The organism is Methyloceanibacter superfactus (assembly GCF_001723305.1).
GTDB classification, from domain to species: domain Bacteria; phylum Pseudomonadota; class Alphaproteobacteria; order Rhizobiales; family Methyloligellaceae; genus Methyloceanibacter; species Methyloceanibacter superfactus.
Window position 1 is genome coordinate 20,729 of the sequence record NZ_LPWF01000013.1, and the last position, 22,187, is coordinate 42,915.

26 protein-coding genes are annotated in these 22,187 nt (G+C 66.4%); 14 read left to right on the plus strand and 12 right to left on the minus strand.

The genetic code is table 11. The features are described from left to right. Positions 1-125 precede the first annotated feature (125 nt). From AUC69_RS03880 to pip, 3 genes are read left to right on the plus strand one after another with little or no spacing between them, the layout of a single operon-like run. Entirely contained in the window at positions 126-419 is a 294-nt protein-coding gene (locus tag AUC69_RS03880) for a DUF4212 domain-containing protein (RefSeq protein ID WP_069440991.1), read from the plus strand. Positions 420-422: 3 nt separating this feature from the next. Beyond that, complete coding sequence (locus AUC69_RS03885) at positions 423-2,288, plus strand: solute symporter family protein (RefSeq protein WP_069440992.1); 1,866 nt, start codon at positions 423-425, stop codon at positions 2,286-2,288. 2 nt (positions 2,289-2,290) lie between these two features. Next, positions 2,291-3,268: a prolyl aminopeptidase gene (gene pip / locus AUC69_RS03890; protein WP_069440993.1), complete on the plus strand. Its 978-nt coding sequence runs from the start codon at positions 2,291-2,293 to the stop codon at positions 3,266-3,268. Positions 3,269-3,276: 8 nt separating this feature from the next. On the opposite strand, the gene AUC69_RS03895 is transcribed toward pip, so the two are convergent. Beyond that, positions 3,277-3,714, minus strand: a complete 438-nt coding sequence (locus AUC69_RS03895) for a secondary thiamine-phosphate synthase enzyme YjbQ (protein WP_069440994.1) — start codon at positions 3,712-3,714, stop codon at positions 3,277-3,279. A gap of 252 nt (positions 3,715-3,966) precedes the next feature. On the opposite strand from AUC69_RS03895, the gene AUC69_RS17295 reads away from it, so the two are divergent. The 4 genes from AUC69_RS17295 (at position 3,967) to AUC69_RS03910 (ending at position 8,816) form a co-directional block, all read left to right on the plus strand. Next, positions 3,967-6,099 (plus strand): hypothetical protein, encoded by a 2,133-nt coding sequence (locus AUC69_RS17295; protein ID WP_069440995.1) that lies wholly within the window; start codon positions 3,967-3,969, stop codon positions 6,097-6,099. After that, a complete protein-coding gene (locus AUC69_RS17300; RefSeq protein WP_158008006.1) occupies positions 6,092-6,904 on the plus strand; it encodes a peptidoglycan-binding protein in 813 nt (270 codons plus the stop codon). Before AUC69_RS17295 ends, AUC69_RS17300 begins: the two co-directional genes overlap by 8 nt. Positions 6,905-7,065: 161 nt before the next feature. Further along, positions 7,066-7,992: a sulfite exporter TauE/SafE family protein gene (locus AUC69_RS03905; RefSeq protein ID WP_069440996.1), complete on the plus strand. Its 927-nt coding sequence runs from the start codon at positions 7,066-7,068 to the stop codon at positions 7,990-7,992. Beyond that, positions 7,989-8,816, plus strand: a complete 828-nt coding sequence (locus tag AUC69_RS03910) for a TIGR02186 family protein (protein ID WP_083239072.1) — start codon at positions 7,989-7,991, stop codon at positions 8,814-8,816. The genes AUC69_RS03905 and AUC69_RS03910 overlap by 4 nt, the downstream gene beginning before the upstream one ends. A gap of 16 nt (positions 8,817-8,832) precedes the next feature. Here the strand turns inward: AUC69_RS03910 and pdeM are convergent, their stop codons facing one another. After that, the gene (gene pdeM, locus AUC69_RS03915) at positions 8,833-9,558 is read right to left on the minus strand and encodes a ligase-associated DNA damage response endonuclease PdeM (RefSeq protein ID WP_069440997.1); all 726 of its coding nucleotides are present in this window, start codon (positions 9,556-9,558) and stop codon (positions 8,833-8,835) included. Next, positions 9,545-12,076, minus strand: coding sequence for a ligase-associated DNA damage response DEXH box helicase (locus AUC69_RS03920; RefSeq protein WP_342018520.1), 2,532 nt, complete (start codon positions 12,074-12,076; stop codon positions 9,545-9,547). Before AUC69_RS03920 ends, pdeM begins: the two co-directional genes overlap by 14 nt. Positions 12,077-12,221: 145 nt before the next feature. Here AUC69_RS03920 and AUC69_RS03925 point away from each other — a divergent pair, with 145 nt between their 5' ends. Then, entirely contained in the window at positions 12,222-12,524 is a 303-nt protein-coding gene (locus AUC69_RS03925; RefSeq protein ID WP_069440998.1) for a DUF6460 domain-containing protein, read from the plus strand. Here the strand turns inward: AUC69_RS03925 and arsC are convergent. Genes arsC through AUC69_RS03940 form a run of 4 tightly spaced genes read right to left on the minus strand, consistent with a single transcriptional unit; the run spans position 12,521 to position 14,302 of the window. Continuing rightward, positions 12,521-12,868, minus strand: a complete 348-nt coding sequence (gene arsC / locus AUC69_RS03930) for an arsenate reductase (glutaredoxin) (RefSeq protein ID WP_069440999.1) — start codon at positions 12,866-12,868, stop codon at positions 12,521-12,523. The genes AUC69_RS03925 and arsC overlap by 4 nt on opposite strands. Then, positions 12,865-13,566, minus strand: a complete 702-nt coding sequence (gene pyrD / locus AUC69_RS03935) for a dihydroorotate dehydrogenase (quinone) (RefSeq protein WP_342018525.1) — start codon at positions 13,564-13,566, stop codon at positions 12,865-12,867. The genes arsC and pyrD overlap by 4 nt, the downstream gene beginning before the upstream one ends. After that, a complete protein-coding gene (locus AUC69_RS18935) occupies positions 13,488-13,955 on the minus strand; it encodes a dihydroorotate dehydrogenase (RefSeq protein ID WP_280136611.1) in 468 nt (155 codons plus the stop codon). The genes pyrD and AUC69_RS18935 overlap by 79 nt, the downstream gene beginning before the upstream one ends. Continuing rightward, on the minus strand, positions 13,952-14,302 hold the full coding sequence (locus AUC69_RS03940; protein WP_069441000.1) for a DUF952 domain-containing protein: 351 nt from the start codon (positions 14,300-14,302) through the stop codon (positions 13,952-13,954). The genes AUC69_RS18935 and AUC69_RS03940 overlap by 4 nt, the downstream gene beginning before the upstream one ends. A 222-nt stretch (positions 14,303-14,524) precedes the next feature. Here AUC69_RS03940 and AUC69_RS17305 point away from each other — a divergent pair, with 222 nt between their 5' ends. The 4 genes from AUC69_RS17305 (at position 14,525) to AUC69_RS17310 (ending at position 16,239) form a co-directional block, all read left to right on the plus strand. Beyond that, positions 14,525-14,677: a hypothetical protein gene (locus AUC69_RS17305; protein ID WP_158008008.1), complete on the plus strand. Its 153-nt coding sequence runs from the start codon at positions 14,525-14,527 to the stop codon at positions 14,675-14,677. A 121-nt stretch (positions 14,678-14,798) separates the two neighbouring features. Continuing rightward, on the plus strand, positions 14,799-15,440 hold the full coding sequence (locus AUC69_RS03945; protein WP_069441001.1) for a S24 family peptidase: 642 nt from the start codon (positions 14,799-14,801) through the stop codon (positions 15,438-15,440). A 45-nt stretch (positions 15,441-15,485) separates the two neighbouring features. After that, a complete protein-coding gene (locus AUC69_RS03950; RefSeq protein WP_069441002.1) occupies positions 15,486-15,854 on the plus strand; it encodes a hypothetical protein in 369 nt (122 codons plus the stop codon). Continuing rightward, entirely contained in the window at positions 15,829-16,239 is a 411-nt protein-coding gene (locus tag AUC69_RS17310; protein ID WP_069441003.1) for a thermonuclease family protein, read from the plus strand. The genes AUC69_RS03950 and AUC69_RS17310 overlap by 26 nt, the downstream gene beginning before the upstream one ends. A gap of 42 nt (positions 16,240-16,281) precedes the next feature. Here the strand turns inward: AUC69_RS17310 and AUC69_RS03960 are convergent, their stop codons facing one another. The 4 genes from AUC69_RS03960 to AUC69_RS03975 form a co-directional block, all read right to left on the minus strand. Next, positions 16,282-16,509, minus strand: coding sequence for a hypothetical protein (locus AUC69_RS03960; RefSeq protein WP_069441004.1), 228 nt, complete (start codon positions 16,507-16,509; stop codon positions 16,282-16,284). 218 nt (positions 16,510-16,727) lie between these two features. Next, a complete protein-coding gene (locus AUC69_RS03965) occupies positions 16,728-17,120 on the minus strand; it encodes a hypothetical protein (RefSeq protein WP_069441005.1) in 393 nt (130 codons plus the stop codon). A 214-nt stretch (positions 17,121-17,334) separates the two neighbouring features. Continuing rightward, entirely contained in the window at positions 17,335-17,718 is a 384-nt protein-coding gene (locus AUC69_RS03970) for a hypothetical protein (RefSeq protein ID WP_069441006.1), read from the minus strand. 159 nt (positions 17,719-17,877) lie between these two features. Beyond that, positions 17,878-19,500: a lysine--tRNA ligase gene (locus AUC69_RS03975; RefSeq protein ID WP_069441007.1), complete on the minus strand. Its 1,623-nt coding sequence runs from the start codon at positions 19,498-19,500 to the stop codon at positions 17,878-17,880. A gap of 183 nt (positions 19,501-19,683) precedes the next feature. Between AUC69_RS03975 and AUC69_RS03980 the strand changes: the two genes are divergently transcribed. Together AUC69_RS03980 and AUC69_RS03985 are read left to right on the plus strand one after the other, a co-directional pair. Then, entirely contained in the window at positions 19,684-20,097 is a 414-nt protein-coding gene (locus tag AUC69_RS03980; RefSeq protein WP_069441008.1) for a tellurite resistance TerB family protein, read from the plus strand. A gap of 190 nt (positions 20,098-20,287) precedes the next feature. Further along, positions 20,288-20,515 (plus strand): hypothetical protein, encoded by a 228-nt coding sequence (locus tag AUC69_RS03985; RefSeq protein WP_069441009.1) that lies wholly within the window; start codon positions 20,288-20,290, stop codon positions 20,513-20,515. On the opposite strand, the gene AUC69_RS17315 is transcribed toward AUC69_RS03985, so the two are convergent. Then, complete coding sequence (locus tag AUC69_RS17315; protein WP_069441010.1) at positions 20,488-21,846, minus strand: hypothetical protein; 1,359 nt, start codon at positions 21,844-21,846, stop codon at positions 20,488-20,490. The genes AUC69_RS03985 and AUC69_RS17315 overlap by 28 nt on opposite strands. Between the last annotated feature and the right edge of the window lie 341 nt (positions 21,847-22,187).

Here is a 22,187-nt window from a genome sequence, read left to right on the forward strand (position 1 = left end):
CGCACCTCCCTCCGGCGACATCCCGTCGACTCTCTGCCATGTTTCGGCGCAAATTGCATCCCAAGGCTAGTTTGCAAGCGTGCGCCTAACTGCTACCTGCTTGGTGGAGTTGGGGAGGAGGGAGCGTGACGGGGCAAGGGCCCGATACGGAGCATGCGGTCGAGACCGCGGTGCGCGACCGGCATCAATTGCGGACGCTGGCCGTCGCCATCACGACGCTCGCGGCCGTGCTGTGCGCCGTTATCGTCGTCATCGTCTATGCCCTGTCGCTCAACCGGCTCTGGTTCCTGCATTTCCCGCTCGGGCTCTATCTCCTGGCGCAAGGCCTGCTGATCTTCGCTGTCTTCGTGATGTTCTGGCATGTGCGCGTGCAAGAGCGCATCGACCACACGCGCAGCGTGACCGAAGAGATTGTCTAGCCGATGACCGCCCCGTCGCGTCAGCACACCCCGAACCCGCATCTCGGGGCCTATTACGGCATCATCACCGCCGCCTTCGTCTCGCTGGCGATCATGCTGGCCATGTTCGAGCAGCTCGGCTGGACCGAAGGCGTGATCGCGCGCTGCATGATCCTGCTGCCGCTGGCGCTCTATCTGGTCGTCGCCGTCGGCTCGCGCACGCTCGACGCGGAAGACTACTTCGCCTCGGGGCGGCGCGTGCCCCAGGTCTATAACGCGCTGGTGCTGGCGGCGATCACCGTCGGCGGCGTCGGCTTCTTCGCCTATACCGGCGCGGTGTTCTTCCTCGGCTTCGACGCGCTCGCCATCGGCCTCGGCTGGACTTGCGGCCTGTTGCTCGCCGGGGTGCTGTTCGTGCCGTATTTGCGCAAGGCCGGCGCCTACACGCTCCCCGCCTTTCTCGGTCAGCGCTTCCGGTCGCGCCAGCTCCGCATGGCCGCGAGCGTGGCGCAGGTGGTGCCCACGACGCTGCTGCTCGCCGCCGAGATGAGCATCGCCGCCGTGGTCGCCTCGATCTTCCTGCCGGTGTCCTTTTGGCTCGCCGTGCTGCTCGTCACCCTGTTCGTCGCCGCCGTGGGCATTCTCGGCGGCATGCGCGCCTTGACTTGGTCGGGAAGCGCGGAGTTCATCACCGGCGCCGTCGGCTTGGCCGTGCCGCTCATCGTCGTGTCGGTGCTGCTCACCCACCTGCCCGCGCCGCAATTCACCTATGGCGAGATGTTCGGCTCCTTGAAAGGCGCCGAGACCGCGGCCGGCATGCTGCCGGTGACGCCGGGCGATCTGGCGCCGGCCCTGACCGGCCCCGCGCCCACGGCGGTGACCAAGCCGTTCCTGCAAGCCTTCGGGGCCATCAACGAGGCGGGCTTCCTCGCGCTGTTCTTCTGCTTCGCGCTCGGCACCGCCGCCTTGCCGAGCCTGCTCGTCCGCAGCGGGGTCACCTGCTCGGTCGCCGATCAGCGGCGATCCACCGCTTGGGCGCTGGCGCTGGTGGCGCTGTTTGTCATCACGGCGCCGTCGCTCGCGGTGTTCGCCAAGCTGCTGATGTTCCGCGACATGGCGTTGGCGCCCACGGCAGGCTTGCCGGCATGGCTGTCCGAGTTGAACGGCCGGCAATTGGTGCAGGCGAGCGATCTCAACGGCGATGGCACGCTCGTGGCGAGCGAGATTCTCGTCCTGCGCGATCGCGTGGCGCTGACGCTGCCGATGCTGGCGCGGCTGCCCTTCGTGCTGACCGCGACCCTTGCCTCCGCCGGCATGGCCATCGCGCTAGCGGCAGCAAGCTCTCATCTGTTCACGGTCTCGGCGAGCCTCGCCGACGACATCTACGGCGTGCTGGACAAGCGCCCGATCGCCCTGCCCCGTCTCATGGCGGCTTGGGCGGCGATCGGGGCGTGCGCCCTGTTCACCCTCGTCTTCCTGCTGATCGCCGATGTCGACATCCTGCGCATGGCCGTGACGGCCTTCGCCTTCGCCGCCGCGACCTTCTTCCCGGTTCTTCTGCTGGCGTTGTGGTGGCCGCGCTTCACGTCATGGGGCGCGCTGGCAAGTCTCGGGACCGGATTCGGGATCCTATTTCTCGCCGTCACGGTGGGCGGCCTGTTCGGCATCGCCGAGACCGCCGTGGGCACCGGCATCGCCGGCCTCATCGCCGCGGTTCTGGCGCTCGGCGCCGGTGTCGGGACCAGCCTGTACGGGCCCGGTCCCACCGCCTCAGAGACGGCCTATTACGAGGAGATGCGCAAGCCCGAAGGCGAGACCATGTTCGATCAGGCGCAAGCGCGGGCGCTGACCGCTTCGGCGCGGGAGACCGAGGAGCTGAGTGCGCTCTAGCCATGGACCCGCAACGGACACCAGGCTCGTCACGCCTGTCGCTCTACCCCGAGATCGTTCCGTACCGCACCGGGCGGCTCAAGGTCTCCGACGTGCACGAGCTCTATTTCGAGGAATGCGGCACGCCCTCGGGCAAGCCCGTGGTCATGTTGCATGGCGGACCGGGCGGCGGCATCTCGCCGGTCATGCGCCGCTATCACGATCCGCGCCTCTACCGCATCGTGCTGTTCGATCAGCGCGGCTGCGGCCGCTCCATACCGCACGCCTCGCTTGAGGAGAACACGACCTGGGATCTGGTCGCCGATATCGAGCGCTTGCGCGAACATCTCGCCATTGACCGCTGGCAGGTGTTCGGCGGCTCATGGGGCTCGACGCTGGCGCTGGCTTACGCGGAAGCGCATCCGGCGCGCGTGGCCGAGCTCATCCTGCGCGGCATCTTCACGCTGCGCCGCGCCGAGCTCGAATGGTTCTATCAAGACGGCTGTAGCTGGCTGTTCCCCGACGCCTTCGCCGATTACGTCAAGGCAATCCCCGAGGCCGAGCGCGCCGACATGATCGCCGCCTATTACCGGCGGCTGACGAGCGATGATCAGAAGACGCAAACCGAGGCGGCGCGTGCGTGGAGCGCCTGGGAATGGCGCACGCTGTCGCTCCTGCCCGACTTCGACCGGGTGCGGCAATTCTCGGAGGACCACTACGCCTTGGCCTTCGCCCGGATCGAGAGCCACTACTTCATCAATGGCGGCTTCTTCGAGACCGACGACCAGCTCATCCGCGACGCACGTCTCCTCGCGGACATCCCGGGCGCAATCGTGCATGGCCGCTATGACGTGGTGACGCCGGTCAAGAACGCCTTCGATCTCGCGCGCGCCTGGCCCAAGGCCGATCTGCGCGTGGTGCCGGATGCGGGCCACGCCATGACGGAGCCCGGTATCGTGCACGAGCTGATCGCCGCCACGCGGATCTTCTCCGGGAACTGACGTTTCCTTTAGCCGCCGGCCACTTCGCCGATGAAGCTCAAGGCCACGCGCCGCTGATGGGCAGCATTGCGGTGCTCGATCAGATAGACGCCCTGCCAGGTCCCGAGCGTCATCGCCCCGCCGCGGACCGGGATCGACAGGCTCACGGAGGTGACCATCGCCTTGATGTGGCTCGGCATGTCGTCGGGGCCTTCCTCATGATGGGCGTAAGCCCGGTCCTCCGGTGCCAGGATCTCCAGCGCGTCGAGAAGGTCGCGGCGCACATTCGGGTCGGCATTCTCCTGAATGGTGAGCGAGGCGGAGGTATGGGAGACGAACACGGTGAGGAGGCCGTCTTCGGCGCCCAGGCTGTCGAGCCAAGCCGAAAGCTGCCGCGTGATCTCGACGAAGCCCTTGCCGCGTGTCGGGACGGCGAGAGCATGGCTCGCCTGCACGAGGCCGGCCATGGCGTGTCCCCCTTATTCCCTTTCAGGCGAGCGTCTGTGTCCCGCTCTAGGGCACTCCTTAACACAAAATTTACTCGGGCTTGACACCGTCAGTACGGCCGCTTCGTCACGCGTCTCCTCGGACCGGTCCCACAACGCAAGGGGCGCGGTTCAGCGGCGTCAACGCCTTGGGGAACGGGTATGGCTTCAGAAGCAAGTTGGCAATCGAGCAATGCCGGCGGGGGCAGCACCGCCTTCTCGACGGAGCAGCCAATGGATCAACGCACCGTCGAAAGTCTTTTGCGCCGCCTGGTGGAGCGGGTCGAGGATAGCGAGCGCCGCTACGGCGAAGCCCTCGATGAGCTCCACACGCGGCTCGACAAGCTGTCGCAGACCACGGAAGCCGCGCGGGATACCGGCGCGCCCGAGAACAGCGACACCTTCGACCGCCTGCACGCCCAAGTCAGCGATCTCGCCCGCCGCCTGGAGCAAGACACCTCGACGCCGCTCGACGATTTCGAGCGGCTCGGCAAGGCCCTGTCGGGCGCCCTGCATGGCGACCTGGAAAGCGATTTCGACGACGACGGGGCCTATCCGGCGCCCGAGCCCTTCGGCTACACGCCCGAGCCGAGCCCGTTCGCCAAAGCCGCCATGAGCGGCGACTATTCCGGGGAGCCGGCGCCCGACTCGGCAACCAGAACCGGCTACCCGGATTTCGGCTATGGCGCGGCAGAGTCGGCGCAGCCCGCATGGCGCGAGCCGCAGACCGGCGGGACCGGCGACCTCGACAAGCGGCTGGTGGAAATGGCTCAGCGGCTCGAGGAGTCGATCGGCACGGCGATGCCGACCGGGGCGATCGAGGCCCTAAACACGAGATTGGACGAGATCGGCGGCCAGCTCAGCCAAGCGCTGGAGACGGCCCCGACGCGCGACGCTCTGGAGCATGTGGAGCGGCAAATTTCCGAAATGGGTCAGCAAGTTAGCCGGGCCGAGCAGCAGCTTGGCAAGGTGGCGGGCATCGAGGCCCATCTGATCAAGCTCATCGCGCGCCTGGACGAGAAGGCCGACGCGCCGGCCCCGCAAGCCGATCCGGCGCAGCTCGAAGAGGTTGCCAACAAGGCCGCCGAAGGCGCTGCGCGCCTGGTGGCTGCCGATACGCAAAAGACCAACGAACGCCTCGACGCCATGCATCGCGATCTCACCGCCATGAGCGACAAGGGCCGCGAGAGCGGCGACCGGCTCGTGAGCACGCTCGAGGCGGTGCATGAATCCCTGAAGCAGCTGGTGCAGCAGGTCGAGCGGGGCTCCGCCTTGCAGGCGAAGCCGCGTCCGCCTTTCGTGGAGCGGGCGCGCCAAGCCGACGCCAAGTCCTCCCAGCCGCAAGCCAAGCCCACCATGCAGCAGCCGCGGCCCAGCGCACCCGCCGCCGGCGGTCAGCCCGCCGGTGAAGCGGCGAAGGCCAAGGCGCCGGCGCCTGTTCCCCAGTCGCCGTCCATCGAGCCGGCCAAAGCGACAGCGGCGCCGCAAGCGCCGGCCAAGACCGAACAAGCCGCTGCGGCCCCGACCAGGGAGCGCACGCTGCGCGACCGGCTCGGTGCGGCCATTCCCGACTTCAAGGAGACGGAGGCGGAGACCGAGACCCCGCCGCCATTCGGCCGCGCCAAGCGTCTCGCCTCGGACGACGAAGCCGTCGATCTCGATGCGGCCATGCCTAGCAAGCGATGGCGGGCCTCGAGCATCCGTTCGCGTCTGGGGATGGGCTCGATGCGGAACCCGATGCGCCCGACGATCTCGTGGCGGCGGCGCGCCGTGCGGCGCAGGCCGCGGCGCTCCGGGCCGAAGGACGCGGCGGACGCCGGTCGTCCAATCCTCTGCGGGCAGCGCCGCCGAGCAGCCGGGGCGCCGCAAGCGCTCCTTCCTGATCATTGCGGCCGCCGTCCTTCTCGTGCTGAGCGCGCTCCTACTCTATTCGCGCCTCGGCTCGCGGCCCGAGCCGGCCGCGCCCGAGATCGAGCAGATCACGCCGGCCCCGAGCGAGGGCAGCGGCGAGGACATGACCGCTCCCGACACGGACGGCGCGGCCCCCGCGGCCGAGCCCGAGAAGTCGGGATCGTGGGAGCCGAAGCCGAACATGAACGAGAACCCGTCGGACAGCGCCGCGAGCGGGACCTCGGGCTTCACCGAGATGGCCAAGTCTTCAGGCGGCCGCGTGCCCCCGATGCCGGCCAGCGAGCTGACCCCCGAGCCGCAGCTGGCTTCGCTGAAGCCGTCGGGCATGGCCGTGATGCCGTCGGGCGTGACCTTCTCCATCGAGGATCCGTCCTTCGGCCCCACAGCTGCCCATACTGCCAAACCGGCGCAACTTCCGCTGCCGCCCGAGGCGCTCGGCCCGCTTCCCTTGCGTGAGGCCGCCGCCAAGGGCGACGCCGCCGCGCAATACGCCATCGCCACCCGCTATGCCGAAGGCGTGGGCACGAAGGCCGACCCGAAAGAGGCCGTGAAGTGGCTGGAGCCCGCCGCAGCCGCCGGCCTGGCCCCGGCCCAGTACTCGCTCGCCGCCATGTATGAGCGCGGTCTCGGCGTCGACGCGGATCTCGGCAAAGCACGGTTCTGGTATGCTGCCGCCGCCGCGAAGGGCAACGTCAAGGCCATGCACAACCTCGCCGTCAGCGTCAGCGGACGTGACGGCGGCGAGCCCGACTACACGCTGGCCGTGAAATGGTATCGCGAGGCCGCCGGCTACGGCCTGGCCGACAGCCAATTCAATCTCGGCATTCTCGCCGAGCACGGCCTCGGCATGACGAAGAATCTCAGCGAGGCCTATAAATGGTTCTCACTCGCCGCGGCGAGCGGCGACGCCGAAGCCGCCAAGCGCCGCGAGGTCATCCGGGTGCAGCTCGCCCCGGCCACGCTGGCGGAGGCCGAAGCCGCCGTAACGGCCTGGAAGGTCAAGGTTGCCCCGGCGGACGCCAATGAGGTGGTCGAGCAAGTCGCTTGGGCGGCCACGGCGCCGGCCACGGAAAATACCGCCCTCGTGGCCCGGGCGCAGACGCTCCTCAACGGGCTCGGCTACGACGTCGGCCCGCCCGACGGTCTGATCGGCAGCCGCACCCGTACCGCGGTCAAGCGGTTCCAGAACCGCAACGGCCTGGCCGAGACCGGCGAGATCTCCATCCCGCTCGTCACCCAGCTCGAGCGTCTGTCCAGCTAACGCGGGACGGCCGGCGGCCGCGCCAAGCGGTCCCTTGCGGCAATGATGCCGCGCTCCTCCAAAAAGTGATGACATTTCGGTAAGTTCCGAGCCTAACGCATTGACAGGCTGGCGCGCGGCGAACAGGTTGCAAGAGCGCATCTTTTCCAACGCCCCGGCCGATGTTTCAGATTTATCTGCCTATTGCCGAGATCTCAGTGAACCTCTTGGTGATGCTGGGCCTGGGCGCGGCGGTCGGCTTTCTCTCGGGCATGTTCGGCGTCGGTGGCGGGTTTCTGCTCACGCCGTTTCTGATGCTCTCCGGCATTCCGCCCGCCATCGCCGTCGCCACCGGCGCCAACCAGATCGTCGGCACCTCGGTCTCGGGGACCCTCGCCCAGTGGCGGCGCGGCAATGTCGATCTACGCATGGGCTTCGTGCTCATCGCCGGCGGCGTGGTCGGCGCGTTCGTCGGCGTCTTCCTCCTCAAGATCCTGCGCGAGGCCGGCCAAGCCGGCCTGATGATCTCGCTGACCTATGTGTGCTTCCTCGGCGTGATCGGCGCGCTGATGCTGTGGGAGAGCCTCAACGCCATCCGGCGCCAGAGAGCCGGCAAGACCGTCTCGGCGCGCAAAGCCAGCCAGCACAACTGGATCCACGGCCTGCCGTTCAAGATGCGCTTTCCGCGCTCGCGCCTCTATATCAGCGCCATCCCGCCGCTGGTGATCGGTGGCCTGGTCGGCCTGCTCGCCTCGTTCCTCGGCGTCGGCGGCGGGTTCATCATGGTGCCAGCGCTGATCTATCTGCTGCGCATGCCGACCAATGTCGTCATCGGCACGTCGATCTTTCAGATCATCTTCATCACCGCCATCGTCACCCTGCTGCACGCGACGCTCAACTACACGCTGGACATCGTGCTTGCCTTCCTGCTCGTGATCGGCGGCGTCATCGGCGGCCAGTTCGGCGTGCGCGCCGGACAAAAGTTGCGCGGCGAGCAATTGCGCGCGCTGCTGGCGCTGATGGTGCTCGGCGTGGCCATCCGCATCCTGCTCGATTTGCTGCTCAAGCCGTCCGAGCTGTTCAGCATCGTGCCGCTGTCGGGGGCATGATGAAGACCGCCCTCCTCCAAATAAGTGCTCTCCTCCTCGCCCTGCCGGTGAGCGTGGCGCTGTCGAGCCCGGTGCTTGCACAAAAGAAGGCGGCAGAGCCGGCGGCGGGGGAGCCGGCAAGCCAGGAGCAGGTGCAGTCCGACATCTCCACGCGCGAGATCGCCATCCAGTCGAACTTCACCGGTATCGAGATCCTGATCTTCGGCAGCGTCGACTTCAGCGACTCGCGAACGCCCGGCGAAGGAACCTACGACGTGATCGCGGTCGTGCGCGGCCCCAACGAGCCGATCATCCTGCGCAAGAAGGAGCGGGTCGCCGGAATCTGGGTGAACGGACCGGGCAAGACCTACAGCACCGTGCCGGGCTTCTATGCGGTGCTGTCGACGCGGCCGGTCAGGGCGATCGCCTCGGACCAGACGCTGAAAGCTCTCGGCATCGGCCTCTCCGACCTGGACTTCGGGCGCTATACGCAAGGCAATCCGAACGAGCAGGCCTATCGCTCCGCCATGATCCGGCTGAAGAAGGAGAAGAAGCTGTTTCAGGAGCGGGACGATGCGGTGAAATTCATCGGGCGCAGCCTGTTCCGGGCCACCGTGGCGCTGCCGGTGAATGTCCCGATCGGGCGCTACACGGTCGATGTCTATCTCTTCCGCGACGGCGCGGTGGCGAGCAAGAGCCAGGGCTCGCTTGAGGTCAACAAGGCCGGTCTCGAAAAGCTGGTCTACAGGCTCGCGTTCCAGCGGCCGTTCATCTACGGCCTGCTCGGAGTCTTGATTGCCGTCCTGGCCGGGCTCGCCGGATGGTATGCCTTCCGCCGCGACTAAAGCGCTTGTCGCAAAACTAGTCGGGCAGGAGCAGGCTGCCGAGCACGGGATAGACGGCGTGCCGGCCCATCATCCAGGCTTCGAGCTGGTGGCGCAGGAACAGAGGCCGGAAGGCCTCATGCAGCACATTCAAGCCGCCCGCATAGGCGCCGAAGGCCGGCATCACCAGCCGCTTGCCGTCGGTGGCGAAGCAGCGCCGCCGGATCACGGTGCCGCGCCGGGCAATGCGCGCGATGGGATGGAGATGACCCACGATCTCCGGTCCCGAGGGCGCTTCCGACGGCTCGTGCCTGAGCGTCACCCCGGACATGGAGAGCGTGGCGCAGACGGTGCCGCCAATGCTGTCGGGCAAATGCGGATCGTGATTGCCGCAAATCCAAAACCAGTCCCGGCCGCGCTGAAGCTTGGTCAGCATGGCGAGATCCTCGGCCACCAGATTGTCGGCGCACTCGCTGCGGTGGAAGCTGTCGCCGAGCGCCACCACCCGGGCCGGGTCCACATGGGCGATGATCTTGCCGAGGCGCGAGAGCGTGGAGCGGGTATCGTAGGGCGGCAGCAACATGCCGAGCGCGGCGAATGCGGCGCCCTTCTCCAGATGCAGGTCGGCGACGAGAAGCGTGTCCTCCGCCTCCCAGTAGAGCGCGCCTGCGGCGAGAGGCTTCAGCGCATGACCCGCGACCTCCACATGGGAGCGGAGCGTTGGCGCCGTTTCCGGCATCAGATCGGGCCTAGCGCGCAGCATGTTCCCCCAATGCTTCAGCGATGAGTTCCTCGGCGGTCTCACGCAACAAGGTGTCGCCAATGTCGCTCGGAACGCTCTCGCGCCCGATCTCCAGCATGACCGGCACGGCGAGCGGCGAAACATGACTGACCGCACTATGCCTGATTCGTCCGCCGATCCGGTTCAAGAATTGCCCGAGACGGCCGACGTCGATCAAGCCGGTAGCGGCATCGGCGAAGGCGGCCTTGAGCAGGACGTGCTCCGGCTCGTGCTGACGCAATACATCATAGATCAGATCGGAGGAGACGGTCATCTGCCGCCCGGTCTTCTCGCGGCCGGGGTGACGCCGCTCGATGAGACCGGAGATGATGGCGCAAACTCGGAAGGAGCGTTTCATCAGGTTCGACTCGGCGAGCCACGCGTCGAGATCGTCACCGAGCATGTCCTCGTCGAACAGCGCCGCGAGATCGATGGCACCGGAGCGCACCATCTCGCTCATGTCGTTGAGGCCCCAGATGGCGAGCGCATATTCATTGGCGACGAAACCGAGAGGCGCCGCGCCGGCTCGTTCGAGCCGCCGCGTCAGCAACATGCCGAGACTCTGGTGGGCCAGCCTGCCCTCGAAGGGATAGCAGACGAGATAATGACGCTGACCGCGCGGAAAGGTCTCGATCAACATCTCGTCGGCGGCGGGCACCACGGAGAACTCGGCCTGGAGCCTGAGCCAGTCGGAGACCTGGTCGGGGAGCTTCGCCCAGGCGTCACGCGCGGCCAGCATGTGGCGGACGCGGTCGGCCAGATAGGTGGAGAGCGGGAACTTGCCGCCTTCGTAAGCGGGCACCTTGGGGTCGGTGGCGTGGGCCCGGGTGACGATGGCGTCCATCTCGCGCAAGCCCTCGAAGCGTAAGACCTCACCGGCGAAGACGAAGGTATCGCCGGGGCTGAGCTGCTCGATGAAATATTCCTCCACCTCGCCGAGGACGCGGCCGCCGGCGATCGCGCCGGACTTTTTCAGCGCGCCCCGCGCCAGCCGCACCCGCAGCATGGGCGCCTCGACGATGGTGCCGACATTGAGCCGGTATTGCTGAGCGAGGCGCGGATGGGCGAGGCGGTATTGGCCGCCCTTCGTCCGCTTCAGCTTGGCGTAGCGGTCGTAATTGGCGAGCGCATAGCCGCCGGTGGCGACGAAGGCCAGCACCTGATCGAAGCCGTCGCGGGTCAGCCCCTGATAGGGCGAGGCGCTGGTCACCTCGGCAAAGAGCGCGTCCGGATCGAACGGGCCGGCGCAAGCCATGCCGAGAATATGCTGGGCGAGCACGTCGAGCGCGCCGGGTTTCGGCGGCGGGGTGTCTTGCGCGCCTTCCTCCGCGGCTTCGAGCGCCGCCTGGCATTCCATGACCTCGAAGCGGTTGGCGGGGACGAGCAGCGCCTTGCTCGGCTCGTCGAGACGATGATTGGCCCGGCCGATACGCTGGCTTAGCCGGCTCGCGCCTTTCGGCGCGCCCACATTGACGACGAGATCGACATCGCCCCAGTCGATGCCGAGATCGAGCGTCGAGGTGCAGACCACGGCGCGGAGCTTGCCCGCCACCATGGCCGCTTCGACCTTGCGGCGCTGGCCGACATCGAGCGAGCCGTGATGAAGCGCGATGGCGAGATTGTCGTCATTGCAGCGCCACAGCTCGTGGAACAGCATCTCGGCCTGGGAGCGCGTGTTGACGAACATCAGCGACAAGCGGTGCGCCTTGATCGCCGCGTAGATCTCGGGCAGCGCATAGCGCGCGGCATGCCCCGCCCAGGGCAGATCGGCATCGGACTTGAGAATGGAGATGTCGGCCTTGACGCCACCTTCGGCCATGACGATCTCGGCCAGCCGCGTGGCGGTCTGTCCCTGATGCGGCACCAAGAATGCGGCAAGCTCGGACGGCCGCGCCACCGTTGCCGACAAGCCGATGGCCGTGAGGTCCGGCGACAGGGTGCGCAGGCGCGCCAGATCGAGCGCCAAGAGATCGCCGCGCTTGCTGGTGGCGAGCGCATGCAGCTCATCGAGGATCACGCATTTCAGCGAACCGAACAGCTCGGCGGCGCTCTCATGGGACAGCATCAGGGCGATCTGCTCGGGCGTGGTGAGCAGAATGTCCGGCGGCAGCACGCGCTGGCGGGCCCGGCGCGCGGGTGGCGTGTCGCCGGTGCGCGTCTCGAGCGTGACGGGCAGTGCCATCTCGGCTACGGGCGTTGCGAGGTTGCGGGCGATGTCGGTGGCGAGCGCCTTGAGCGGCGAGACGTAAAGCGTATGGATGCCGCGCGCGGGCGCCGTCTTGGGACCTTTGGCGGCGAGATCGACGAGGCTCGGCAGGAAGCCGGCCAAGGTCTTGCCGCCGCCGGTCGGCGCGATGAGGAGCGTGTCGCGGCCCTTGGCGACCGTGTCCAGAAGGGCCAATTGGTGCACGCGCGGCTGCCAGCCGCGGGATGCGAACCAGCCGGCGAAGGGCTCCGGCAGTTCGCTGTGAGGAATACGGGTCTCGGGGGCCTCCACCACGCGGCTCCGTTTCGCGCTCCCGCGACTTGCCGTGCCTTCGCGCTTTGTCGCGCTCAAAATTCCGCCCTTCTTGATCTTGGCCGGCTCCGGCCCCAATTGTGATAAAATTCGAGTCGAAGCTCTGGACTACAAAGGAAGCGGACAGATGGAACGGTTTTTTGGCGGCAATCCGGCACTTGTCCTGCTCCGGCTGGCGATCCTATCGCTGATCGTCGGCGTCGTCCTGGCGGCGTTGGGCTTCAGCCCCTACGACATCATCCAGAACATCCGCGATCTCGCGGCCCGCATCTACGATATGGGCTTCGTGGCGGTGGAGAAGGCGTTCCGCTACTTCCTGCTCGGCGCGGTCATCGTCTTCCCGGTCTGGGTGGTGATGCGGCTGGTGAAGGTGGCGAGCCGCGACACCAGCGACATGGCGGACACCACGCCATCCAAGCGCGAAGCCTAGACGATCTTCAGCACCGCTTCGGGCGGCCGGCCAATGGCGGCCTTATCGCCCGAAACCACGATGGGGCGCTCGATGAGGATCGGGCTCTTGACCATGAGCGCGAGCAGCTCGTCGTCGGTGTGGCCGCTGTCCTTGAGGCCGAGCTCGTCATAGGCCGCCTCGCCCTTGCGCAGAATATCGCGCGCTTTCAGTCCGAGTTTCTTCAAGATCCGTTTCAGTTCGGCGACCGACGGCGGCGTCTCCAGATATTTCACGACCTTCGGCGCGATGCCCTTGTCCTCGAGCAACGCAAGGGTCTGGCGCGACTTCGAGCAACGCGGGTTGTGGTAGATGGTGACGGTCATACGACGATCTCCGGCAGCTTGGCTTCGGCCCAGTCGGATGCGCGCCGGCCGATGAGGGGTTTGAGCGTCTCGCAGTTTTCGCGCGCCATGGCGTCCATCAATGTTTGCTTGATGCGGGCGATCAGGCCGGGCCCCTCGAATACCAGCCCCGTGTAGAGCTGGATGAGCGAGGCGCCGGCCTCGATCTTGGCGAGGGCCGCCTCCCCGGAGTCGATGCCGCCGACGCCGACGAGCGGCAGCTTGCCTTTGGTGAGCCGATAAACGCGCGCCAGCATGCGGGTCGTGCGCAAAAAGGCCGGACGTCCCGACAGGCCGCCGGCCTCGCGGATCAGCGTCTGGTCGCGGAGATCATCGCGAGCGAGCGTGGTGTTAGAGATGACGATACCGTCGGCGCCGCTGTCCTGAATGACCGCGACGACGTCCGGAAGGTCGGCGTCGGCGAGATCCGGCGCGAGCTTGACCAGAAGCGGCGGGGTTTTGGGCCCGAGGGTATTCCGGGCCGCCTGCACCTTGCTCAGCAGCTCATCGAGCTTCCGCGGCGCCTGAAGATCACGCAAGCCGGGCGTGTTGGGCGAGGAAATATTGACGGTGAAGTAGCGCGCCGCGGGCGCCATGCGCTTCACTCCCTCCACATAGTCGGCGATGCGGTCGGCACTGTCGCGGTTGGCGCCGAGATTGACGCCGACAATGCCGCGCAGACGATCCTTCTGAGACGCGCCAGCGCCGCCGCCTGCCCCTCGTTATTGAAGCCGAGACGGTTGACGATGGCGCGATCGGCATGGGAGCGGAAGACGCGCGGGCGCGGATTGCCCGCCTGCGGCTGCGGCGTCAGCGTGCCCACTTCGGCGAAGCCGAGCCCCATGTCGAGAAGCTGACGCGGCACGCGCGCATTCTTGTCGAAGCCCGCCGCCATGCCGATGGGGTTGGGGAAATCAAGCCCGAACAGGGTTTGCGCCAAGCGCTTGTCGTCCGGGCGGTCGCTGCGCGGATAAATCCCAAGCTCGAGGGTCTTGATGGCGAGCTCATGCGCCCGTTCGGGATCGAAGGCGAGCAGCAGGGTTTGACCGAGACCGAACAGCGCGCTCAAGCCGCCACCCCGTCGGGGAGGATGTGGCGCGCGTCGTCGTCGAGCTCCAGCGCATCGACGGAAACGATGGCATCGAGCGGAAGCGGCCCATAGAGATGCGGGAAGAGATCGCCGCCCCGGGACTCCTCCCATTTCAGGCCGGGACCGAGCCGCTCGGCATCGACGGTGAGGAGCAGCAGATCCTCCTGCCCGCCATAATGCTTGGCGAGCGTTTCGGCGACCTGATGGCCGGCGGAGAGATGGATGAAGCCGTCCCGCAGATCGTCGCCCGTTCCCATGATCCGGCCTTCGCTCTTCGCGGCCTCGAGGGCGGCTTCGGCCAGGATCTTGTAGACGGGCTGGGACATCTTGGACGGGGGTCTCCATTTTTGGCTTCGCGGCGAGACTAGCCGTCCCCTTGGGCCCCAACAAGGTGGCCGGCTTGCCCTATCCCGTGCTGCGACTCCATTTGCGGCTTCTAAGTTGGCATCCGGCCGCCGGCCTCCTATATGGTGCCGGCAAACGCTATCTCCGGAGAAACAATGAGCTATTCGATTCGGCGGGGAACCCCGCCCAATACCAGAACCGTCATGCGCCTGACGACCAGGGATACCGTCAAGCAGGCGCGCGAGCTGATCGAAGGCGGCGACCTCGAGTTCCGAATCTTCAACAGCCGCGGCGAACCGGTCAAACTCAAGGATCTGGAGCGTGTCCTCGAATCGCTGAACGCCCGGTCGGGCTAGCCGGCCCCTCCAAATACGGTGGACGAGCACCGCGCAAATAAGTCATAATTCCTATCTGTAGGCATATATTCCGATTCGGCATGCGCCCGTCGGCTCTTGCCGCCGCTTCGAGGCACACTCCTTGAACAGGCTCACCCATGCCCGGGTTTGGTCGGCTATCGATGCGCTGGCGCGCCGCTATGGGCTATCGGTCTCCGGCCTCGCCAAGCAGGCCGGCCTCGACCCCACCGCCTTCAACAAGTCGAAGCGGGTGACCAGCGAAGGCCGCCCCCGCTGGCCGACCACCGAGAGCATCGCCAAGGTGCTGAGCGCCACCGGCGCCTCCTTCGACGACTTCACCGCGCTGGTCACGGCGGAGCCGCGGCGGCGGAACCCGGCCCAGCCGATCCCGCTGATCGGCATGACCCAGGCCGGCGGCGGCGGGTTCTTCGACGATGGCGGCTTTCCCGTTGGCGGCGGCTGGGACCAGATTCGCTTCCCGCGCGTGGACGACGACAACGCCTACGCGCTCGAGGTCACCGGCGACAGCATGGCGCCGCTCTACCGGGACGGGGACGTGCTCATCGTGTCGCCGAACGCGGCGCCGCGCAAAGGCGACCGCGTGGTGTTGCGCACCCTCGACGGCGAGGTGATGGCCAAGGTCCTGGTGCGGCGAACGGCCAAGACCGTGGAGCTCGCCTCGCTCAACCCGGCCCACACCAATCTCGTCTTTCCGGTCGACCGGATCGACTGGATCGCCCGCATCATCTGGGCGAGCCAATAGCGACAGACCTTAAAGCTGCCGCGCATCTCCCTTAAGATCGCGGCCATGCGGCTCGCCTCACGTCTTCTCACCGCGGCTCTCGGTCTGGCGCTGATCTGGTTCTTCTGGCCGTTCGGCGGCAGCGACGAGGTCGTGACCGCCGTGTCGCCGCCGCCGGTTGGGCAGGATGGGCGCCTGTTCACCCAGCCGGCCGCGCCGATCCCGAGTGCCGCGTCCCCCAAGGCGGCCGGGCCCAATGCGGCAGCCCCCAAGACGGCGCCGGAACAAGCGGGCCATGCCGTTCCCGGTCTGCAAGGCGCCCCGCCGGCCGAGCAGACGGCGGCCCTTTCGACGGACACGGACACCAAGCCCAAACTCAAGCTTCACGCCGAAGCTCTATTACCGGGTAGTGGTGCGCGACGGGGGCACGCTTGAGTCCGCCGGCACCGTGATCGTCCTCGAGGGCATCAAGGCGCGCGCGGCGAACGCCCAATGCAAGGACAAGTCGGGGCACACATGGGCGTGCGGGGCACGGGCGCGGCTCGCGCTGACCCGGCTGATCCACGGCCGCGCCGTCCGTTGCGCCGTGCCCGTGTCAGGCGCGCCGAAGTCGCTGACGGCCCGCTGTAGCGTGGGCGGCAAGGATCTGTCCGTCTGGATGGTGCACCAAGGCTGGGCCGAGGCGGCCGCGCCGGCGGAACCCAAGCTCGCCGAGGCGGCGGACGCGCGCGCAAGAAGCGCATCGGCCTTTGGCGCTGAGCGCCGTCGCACCCCAAAGAAAATGCGGACCAAGCGGCAAAGCCCGATCCGCATCTTCTAGACAGATCACGCCGCTCGCGCGAGCGGCGCTCAGCCAAGGCGACTACGAGTTGTCGCAGATGACCTGGACGTCGATATTGGCTTCCTCGCGGGAGGGATAGCCCTGCTTGCCGATCTGCATGCCGAGCTCGTCCTCGCTGACGAGCTTCTTGTCGATGACGCGGCAATGCTGATTCTTGTCCTTGATGATCACGAACTGGCTGGCGTCGGCGGCAATGGCCGCGCCGGCAAAACCGAAGATCAGAGCGGCCGCAAAGGTGTACTTCACCATGGGGGTGTCCTCCTGAGACAAACGGGGTGGCCGACAAAATGTCGAACGCCTGCATTTCCTGCCACGCCGCTTAATGAGCGGTGAAAGGTTTAGCGCGCCGCTTCAGGTGGTTAGTGCCGCGCTACGCCGTTCATTCAAGTTAGGCGCTAACTTGCCTCAGCGGCCAGACGCAGAAGCGGCCCCGCAAGGGGGCCGCTCCCAATCGCTGATGGCGTTCTCTACTGCGACGCGTTCTCGTCCACAGTCGGCTTCTTCTCATTCTTCATCATCGTCGTGTCGGACCCGGACGACCCGTTGGACATGCGGTCGCTGCCAGACTTCGCGGCGGAGCTGGCATCAGCGCTGACCCAGCCCTTCTTGCAGCCGGCCTTCCATTCCTTGGCCGAAATCCGGCTATCGTTCGAGGTATCGACCCTCGCGAAGTTCAGGATGTAGGGCGCAGCCTTCGCCTTGGAGAGCATTTTGCCGTCAGGGCCTGCGGCCTTCCAAGCCTGCTTGCACTGCGCCTTGTCCAGGATCTGACCCGGGCGGCCAGACGGATTGTCGGCGGCGAGCGCGAGGCCGGTCGTACACATCAGCGCGATGGCGGTCATGGGAATGAGCTTGTTCATGGGAATTTCTCCTTCTGGTTGGAAATGTTCTCGCCAGCGCCGCAGCGGGCGAGCGGCGGCCGAACTGCATTGGCAGAGGCCGGGGGCGAGCATCGCCGCCCTTAGAGAGATTCAATGCATGCCGCCGCTATGAGTTCCGAGGTGTGCGACAAGCGGCCCCGAGAAAAACTCGGAGCCGCCTGTTTGGCTATCCGCTTGGGGAGGAAGCGGTCAGCTACATCTTCTTCTTGTCGGAGCCCTCGCTCATGCCGGGGTCGGAGGGCGTGCCTTCCATGTCCTTCTGGGTGGCCGCGTCGGCGCTGACCCAACCCTTGGCACAGCCGTCTTTCCACTCATCGGCGGAGATCTTGGCGTCCTTGGACGAGTCGACCATCTGGAAGTTCAGGATGTACGGCGTGGCCTTGTCTTCTGACAGGGTATCGCCATCCGGCCCGGCCATCTCCCAGGCCTTTTGGCACTCGGCCTCGCTCAGGATCTTGCCCGGACGGCCGGACGGATCATCCTTCTGCGAACCTTCGGGAACCGGCGCACCGCCGCCGGCAAAGGCATAGGTGGCGCTGGTCAACAGCATCACGGCGGTCAGAGTGGTGAGTCTCATAATACGTCTCCTAACGTTTCCTCGTGGGCTCAGCCCGAAGCCGCGGACTTGTTTCTGTTCCGCGACCCCAGTTGTTGAAGAAACGCGCGGCGGCGGCGTCAGTTCCGAATTGTCTGTGTGGAGATCGCGGCGTTCACCTGAGCCGCGCGGAAGCAGGAGCTAAGCGACGAGGTCGCCCGCCAACGCCTTGCCGATGAGCGCCCGGGTCTCGGGGATGCCGTAGAGCTCGACGAAGGAGCCGAAGCGCGGCCCTTGCGTCTGACCGAGCAGCACCTCGTAGAGCGCGGAGAACCAGTCGCGCAGCGGCTCGAAGCCGTGCTCCTTGCCGACCGCGTACACCTCGCCTTGAATTTCCTCGGCGAGAATTTTTTCGGGCAGCGCGCCGAGGCGGGCATCGAGATCGGTCAGCGCCACGCGTTCCTTGTCGGTCGGCGCGCGGTAGCGCTTCGCCGGCTTCACGAAATCATGGAAGTAGCGGATGGCGTAAGCGACGAGCTCGTCGAGCAGCGGATGGCCCTCCGGCGTCGCGTCCGGCGCGTAGCGGCGGATGAAGCCCCACAGCACCTCGGCGTCCTCGGAGTTCGAGGCGGAGGCCAAGTTCAGCAGCAACGCAAAGCTGATGGGCAGCTCGGCTTCCGGCGGCGTCCCTTTATGGATATGCCAGACCGCGTTCATCAATCTGGCCGACCACTCTTCCTTCGGATACGCGGCGAGATGGCCGACATATTCGTCGACCGCGCGCGGGATCACGTCGAAATAAAGCCGCTTCGCCTTTTTCGGACTTTGAAACATGTAGAGCGCGAGGCTCTCCGGCGAGGCGTAGGTCAGCCACTCCTCGATGGTGAGACCATTGCCGCGTGACTTCGAGATCTTCTCCCCATTCTCGTCGAGGAACAGCTCGTAGTTGAAGCCTTCGGGCTGCTGGCGGCCGAGAATGCGGCAGATCCGGCCTGATAGGCGCACCGAGTCGATCAGGTCCTTGCCTGCCATCTCATAGTCGACGCCGAGCGCCGCCCAGCGCATGGCCCAGTCCGCCTTCCACTGCAGCTTGCAATGGCCGCGCGTCACCGGCACTTGCGTGAGCTTGCCGGTGTCGGGGTCCTTGTAGAGAACGGTGCCCGCGGCGAGATCGCGGTCGATGATGGGGACTTGCAGCACCTTGCCGGTCGCCGGCGAGATTGGCAGGAAGGGGCTGTAGGTGGCGCGGCGCTCCGGCCCGAGCGTCGGCAGGATGACGTCACGGATTTCCTCGTAATGCTCGAGCACCTTGAGCAGCGTCGCGTCGAAGCGCCCCGAGGCATAGCATTCGGTGGCCGAGAGAAACTCGTACTCGAAGCCGAACGTGTCGAGGAAGGCCTTAAGGCGTGCATTGTTGTGCTGGCCGAAGCTCGGATGCTCACCGAACGGGTCCGGCACCTGAGTCAGAGGCTTGCCGAGATGCTGGGTCACCATCTCCTTGTTGGGGATGTTGTCCGGGACTTTCCGCAGGCCGTCCATGTCGTCGGAGAAGCAGATCAGCCGGGTCGGCACCTTGTCCTCGGTGAGCACGCGGAAGGCATGGCGGACCATGGTGGTGCGGGCGACCTCGCCGAAGGTGCCGATATGCGGCAGCCCCGAAGGCCCATAGCCCGTCTCGAAGATGATCGGGCCGGTCGGCTGCGGGATCCGCTTGATGCGGCTCAAGACTTTGCGCGCTTCCTCGAACGGCCAGGCCTTGCTGACATGGGCGTGGGCGAGCAGCTCGGAATTGATCTCGATCTTGGCGCGGGACGCAGAAGCCATTGGTGAGAAAGCCCGTTGGTGATTTTTACGAGTGTTAAAGGGCGCGGGCCCGACAAATTTCACAGTTTTCAGCAACGCGCCAGTATTTCCGCCCTTCCCGCACTCCGGGCTTGCCCGGAAACCTGCAATTTCCTACCGTCGCGCCGCTTCGGGACCAACAGAGACGAGAGAGGTGGAGAGCCCATGACCGCGCCATTGGACCATCACGACGCACTCATCTATGCGATGGTCACCATCTCGGCCGTGGACCGCACGATGACCGACGCCGAGCTCGCCCGTATCGGCGAGATCGTCTCCCACCTGCCCGTCTTCGCCAATTATGACGAGAATAGGCTGATCGCCGCCTCCCAGGCCTGCGGCGAACTCTTGAGCCAAGAGAACGGTCTCGAGGAGGTGCTGCAAATGCTTCGGCTCGCCCTGCCGAAACGCTTGCGCGAGACAGCCTATGCCGTGGCGCTCGAAGTTGCCGCCGCCGACCTCGACGTGCGGCCCGAGGAAACGCGCTTCCTCGAGATGCTGGGCGATAGCCTGGAGCTCGATAGGCTCACCACCACGGCGATCGAACGGGGCATCCGGGCGCGCAACACGGTGCTTTGAGCGAGAAGACCGCTCCCGGACTTTACCTTTTGCGAACACTGGCGGCTGGAACCAAGGGTGCCGCGCGCCCGTTACTGTAGGATGAGCAGTCTCAAGACGGCGCACGTGCGCCTGCAGTTCAATTCAGGAGGAAGACATCATGTGGGGCTTGGCTGAACGCAAGACGTCTAGGTTCGGAAGAGACCTCGACATGGACGACCTCTACGATCAGATCGATACCTTGCGCGGTTACGTGCAGGATCTGTCGCGCAGCGCCGGCAAGAGCGCCGGACATGGCTACGAACGCGCCCGCGATCTGGCATCGGTGGCAGCACATGACGCCGAAGACACGATGCGGGACAACCTTGCCGCCTCGCTCGTGGTCGCCATGGGGCTCGGCGTCGTTGTCGGCTATTTCCTGCGCCGCGGCACCGAGTAGCGCTCAGCGGGCGAGCTTGCCGCGCCGGTGAACAGAGCCCCGCCTATCACGCATGGCACCGCAATCTGCGGCTGACCGAGCGCAGTCGCCGCGACGCAACCGGTGGCGATGGCGAGAGAGCTTGCGGTCATGCCTTTCGACATGCCTGCTTCGGCGCTCAGCTGTCTTTTCTGCGCGTCCTCGATGGCGCCGAACTGATCCTTGCGGATTTTCTCCGACTCGAAGAGCTCGGCCGCCTCGATGACATCCTTCAGCGGCTTGGCCACCTCAGGCGGCTGGCGCTCATATTCCGCGCGGTAGAGCTTGATTAGCTCGCGGTCGCGCTCGGCATAGGAGGCAAGCGTCCACTTCGCGGTGCCGCCGGTCGAAATCTTGTCGACGGCGCTCGGGTCCGTGCTCCAGCCGGTGAAGATCTTGCGGAAGGAGAAGTTGGAGTCCGCGTCGTTCTTGGACCATTGCAGCGCCTGCATGATGCGCATGACAGGCTGATGCTGTCCGGTGGCAACGTAGTAGCCCCAGAGCGCGTAAATACCGGGCGCGCCCCCCTGCTCCAGCGGCAAATCCATCAGGGCCGGACGCTTGCCATTGAGAAAATCGTCGATGAGCGGACGGCGCAGGGGCATGCGCGAGGAATTCTTCTCCAGCAGGGTGCGCCAGTCGGGTCGCCCCGAATAGACGATCGCCCTGATGATGACCTCCTGCTCCTTGTCGGGCATGGGGAACATGCGCGCGACAAGCGCGGGACCGTCATGGGGATTGGTGCCGAGCACGCCGGCGATGAAGCCAATGCAGAACCACTGCTTCTCCTCGTCGCCGAAGAGACCGTAATCGAGCATCGCGTGCACCGCCGCCGGCACGTTCCAAAGATCGGGCTGCTTGCGATAGTTGGACACCCAGTCCATGAGCCGCTCGGGCGAGGAGAACGCGGATTGGGGCGCGGGCTGCTGGGTCTGCGCCGGGGTGAAGGTCGGCGTCGTCTGCATCGCGGGCGCGTAAGCCTGCTGTGGGGCGGCCTGTTGCGGGGTGGCCTGCGCGGGCGCGGCCTGTTGTGGGGCAGGCTGCAGCGGCAGCACCCGTTGGCGCGTGACCGGTTGTGGAGCGGCAGTTGCCGGCTGGGGAGGCAGAGGCTGCACGTCCTCGCGTGCCGCCTTGTCCGCGCGCGCCGCTTGCGGGGCGGGCGATTCCGGCGGGCCCAGACGCTGCGGCGCCGCCTGCTTCGGCACGTAGCTCGTCTTGGGCGCCTCGGACACCGCGCGGCTTTGCGCGGCGCAAGGCAACGCCAAGGCGAGAACGCCGGACGCGGCGAGCGCTATGGTCGCGACGATACGCATGTCATCAGCTTCCTCCCCCCGGCCCCAGAGTGCTGACGATTTACATCGACATGGTTAACGGGCGCCGGCCGGTGGCCAGCGCGAAACATCATGATTTTCAAGCGTTTCGTGGCGATTTAATGGCCGGAGCGTTAACCATAACAAAAGGTTACCGCCCCTTCGGCGTGGGGGCGCCGATTGGAGTGTCCGGCCGCCCTTCCAACTCGCGAAGCAGAAGGACGGCCGGGGCCTCGCACTCACGCCGCTAGGGAGCGATTTTCATCGCGCGAGGTCGACCTTGAATCCGAGCATCTCCTGGGTCTCGTCGTCCTAACGTTTGCCCAAGGCGCCAGAGTGGCAAG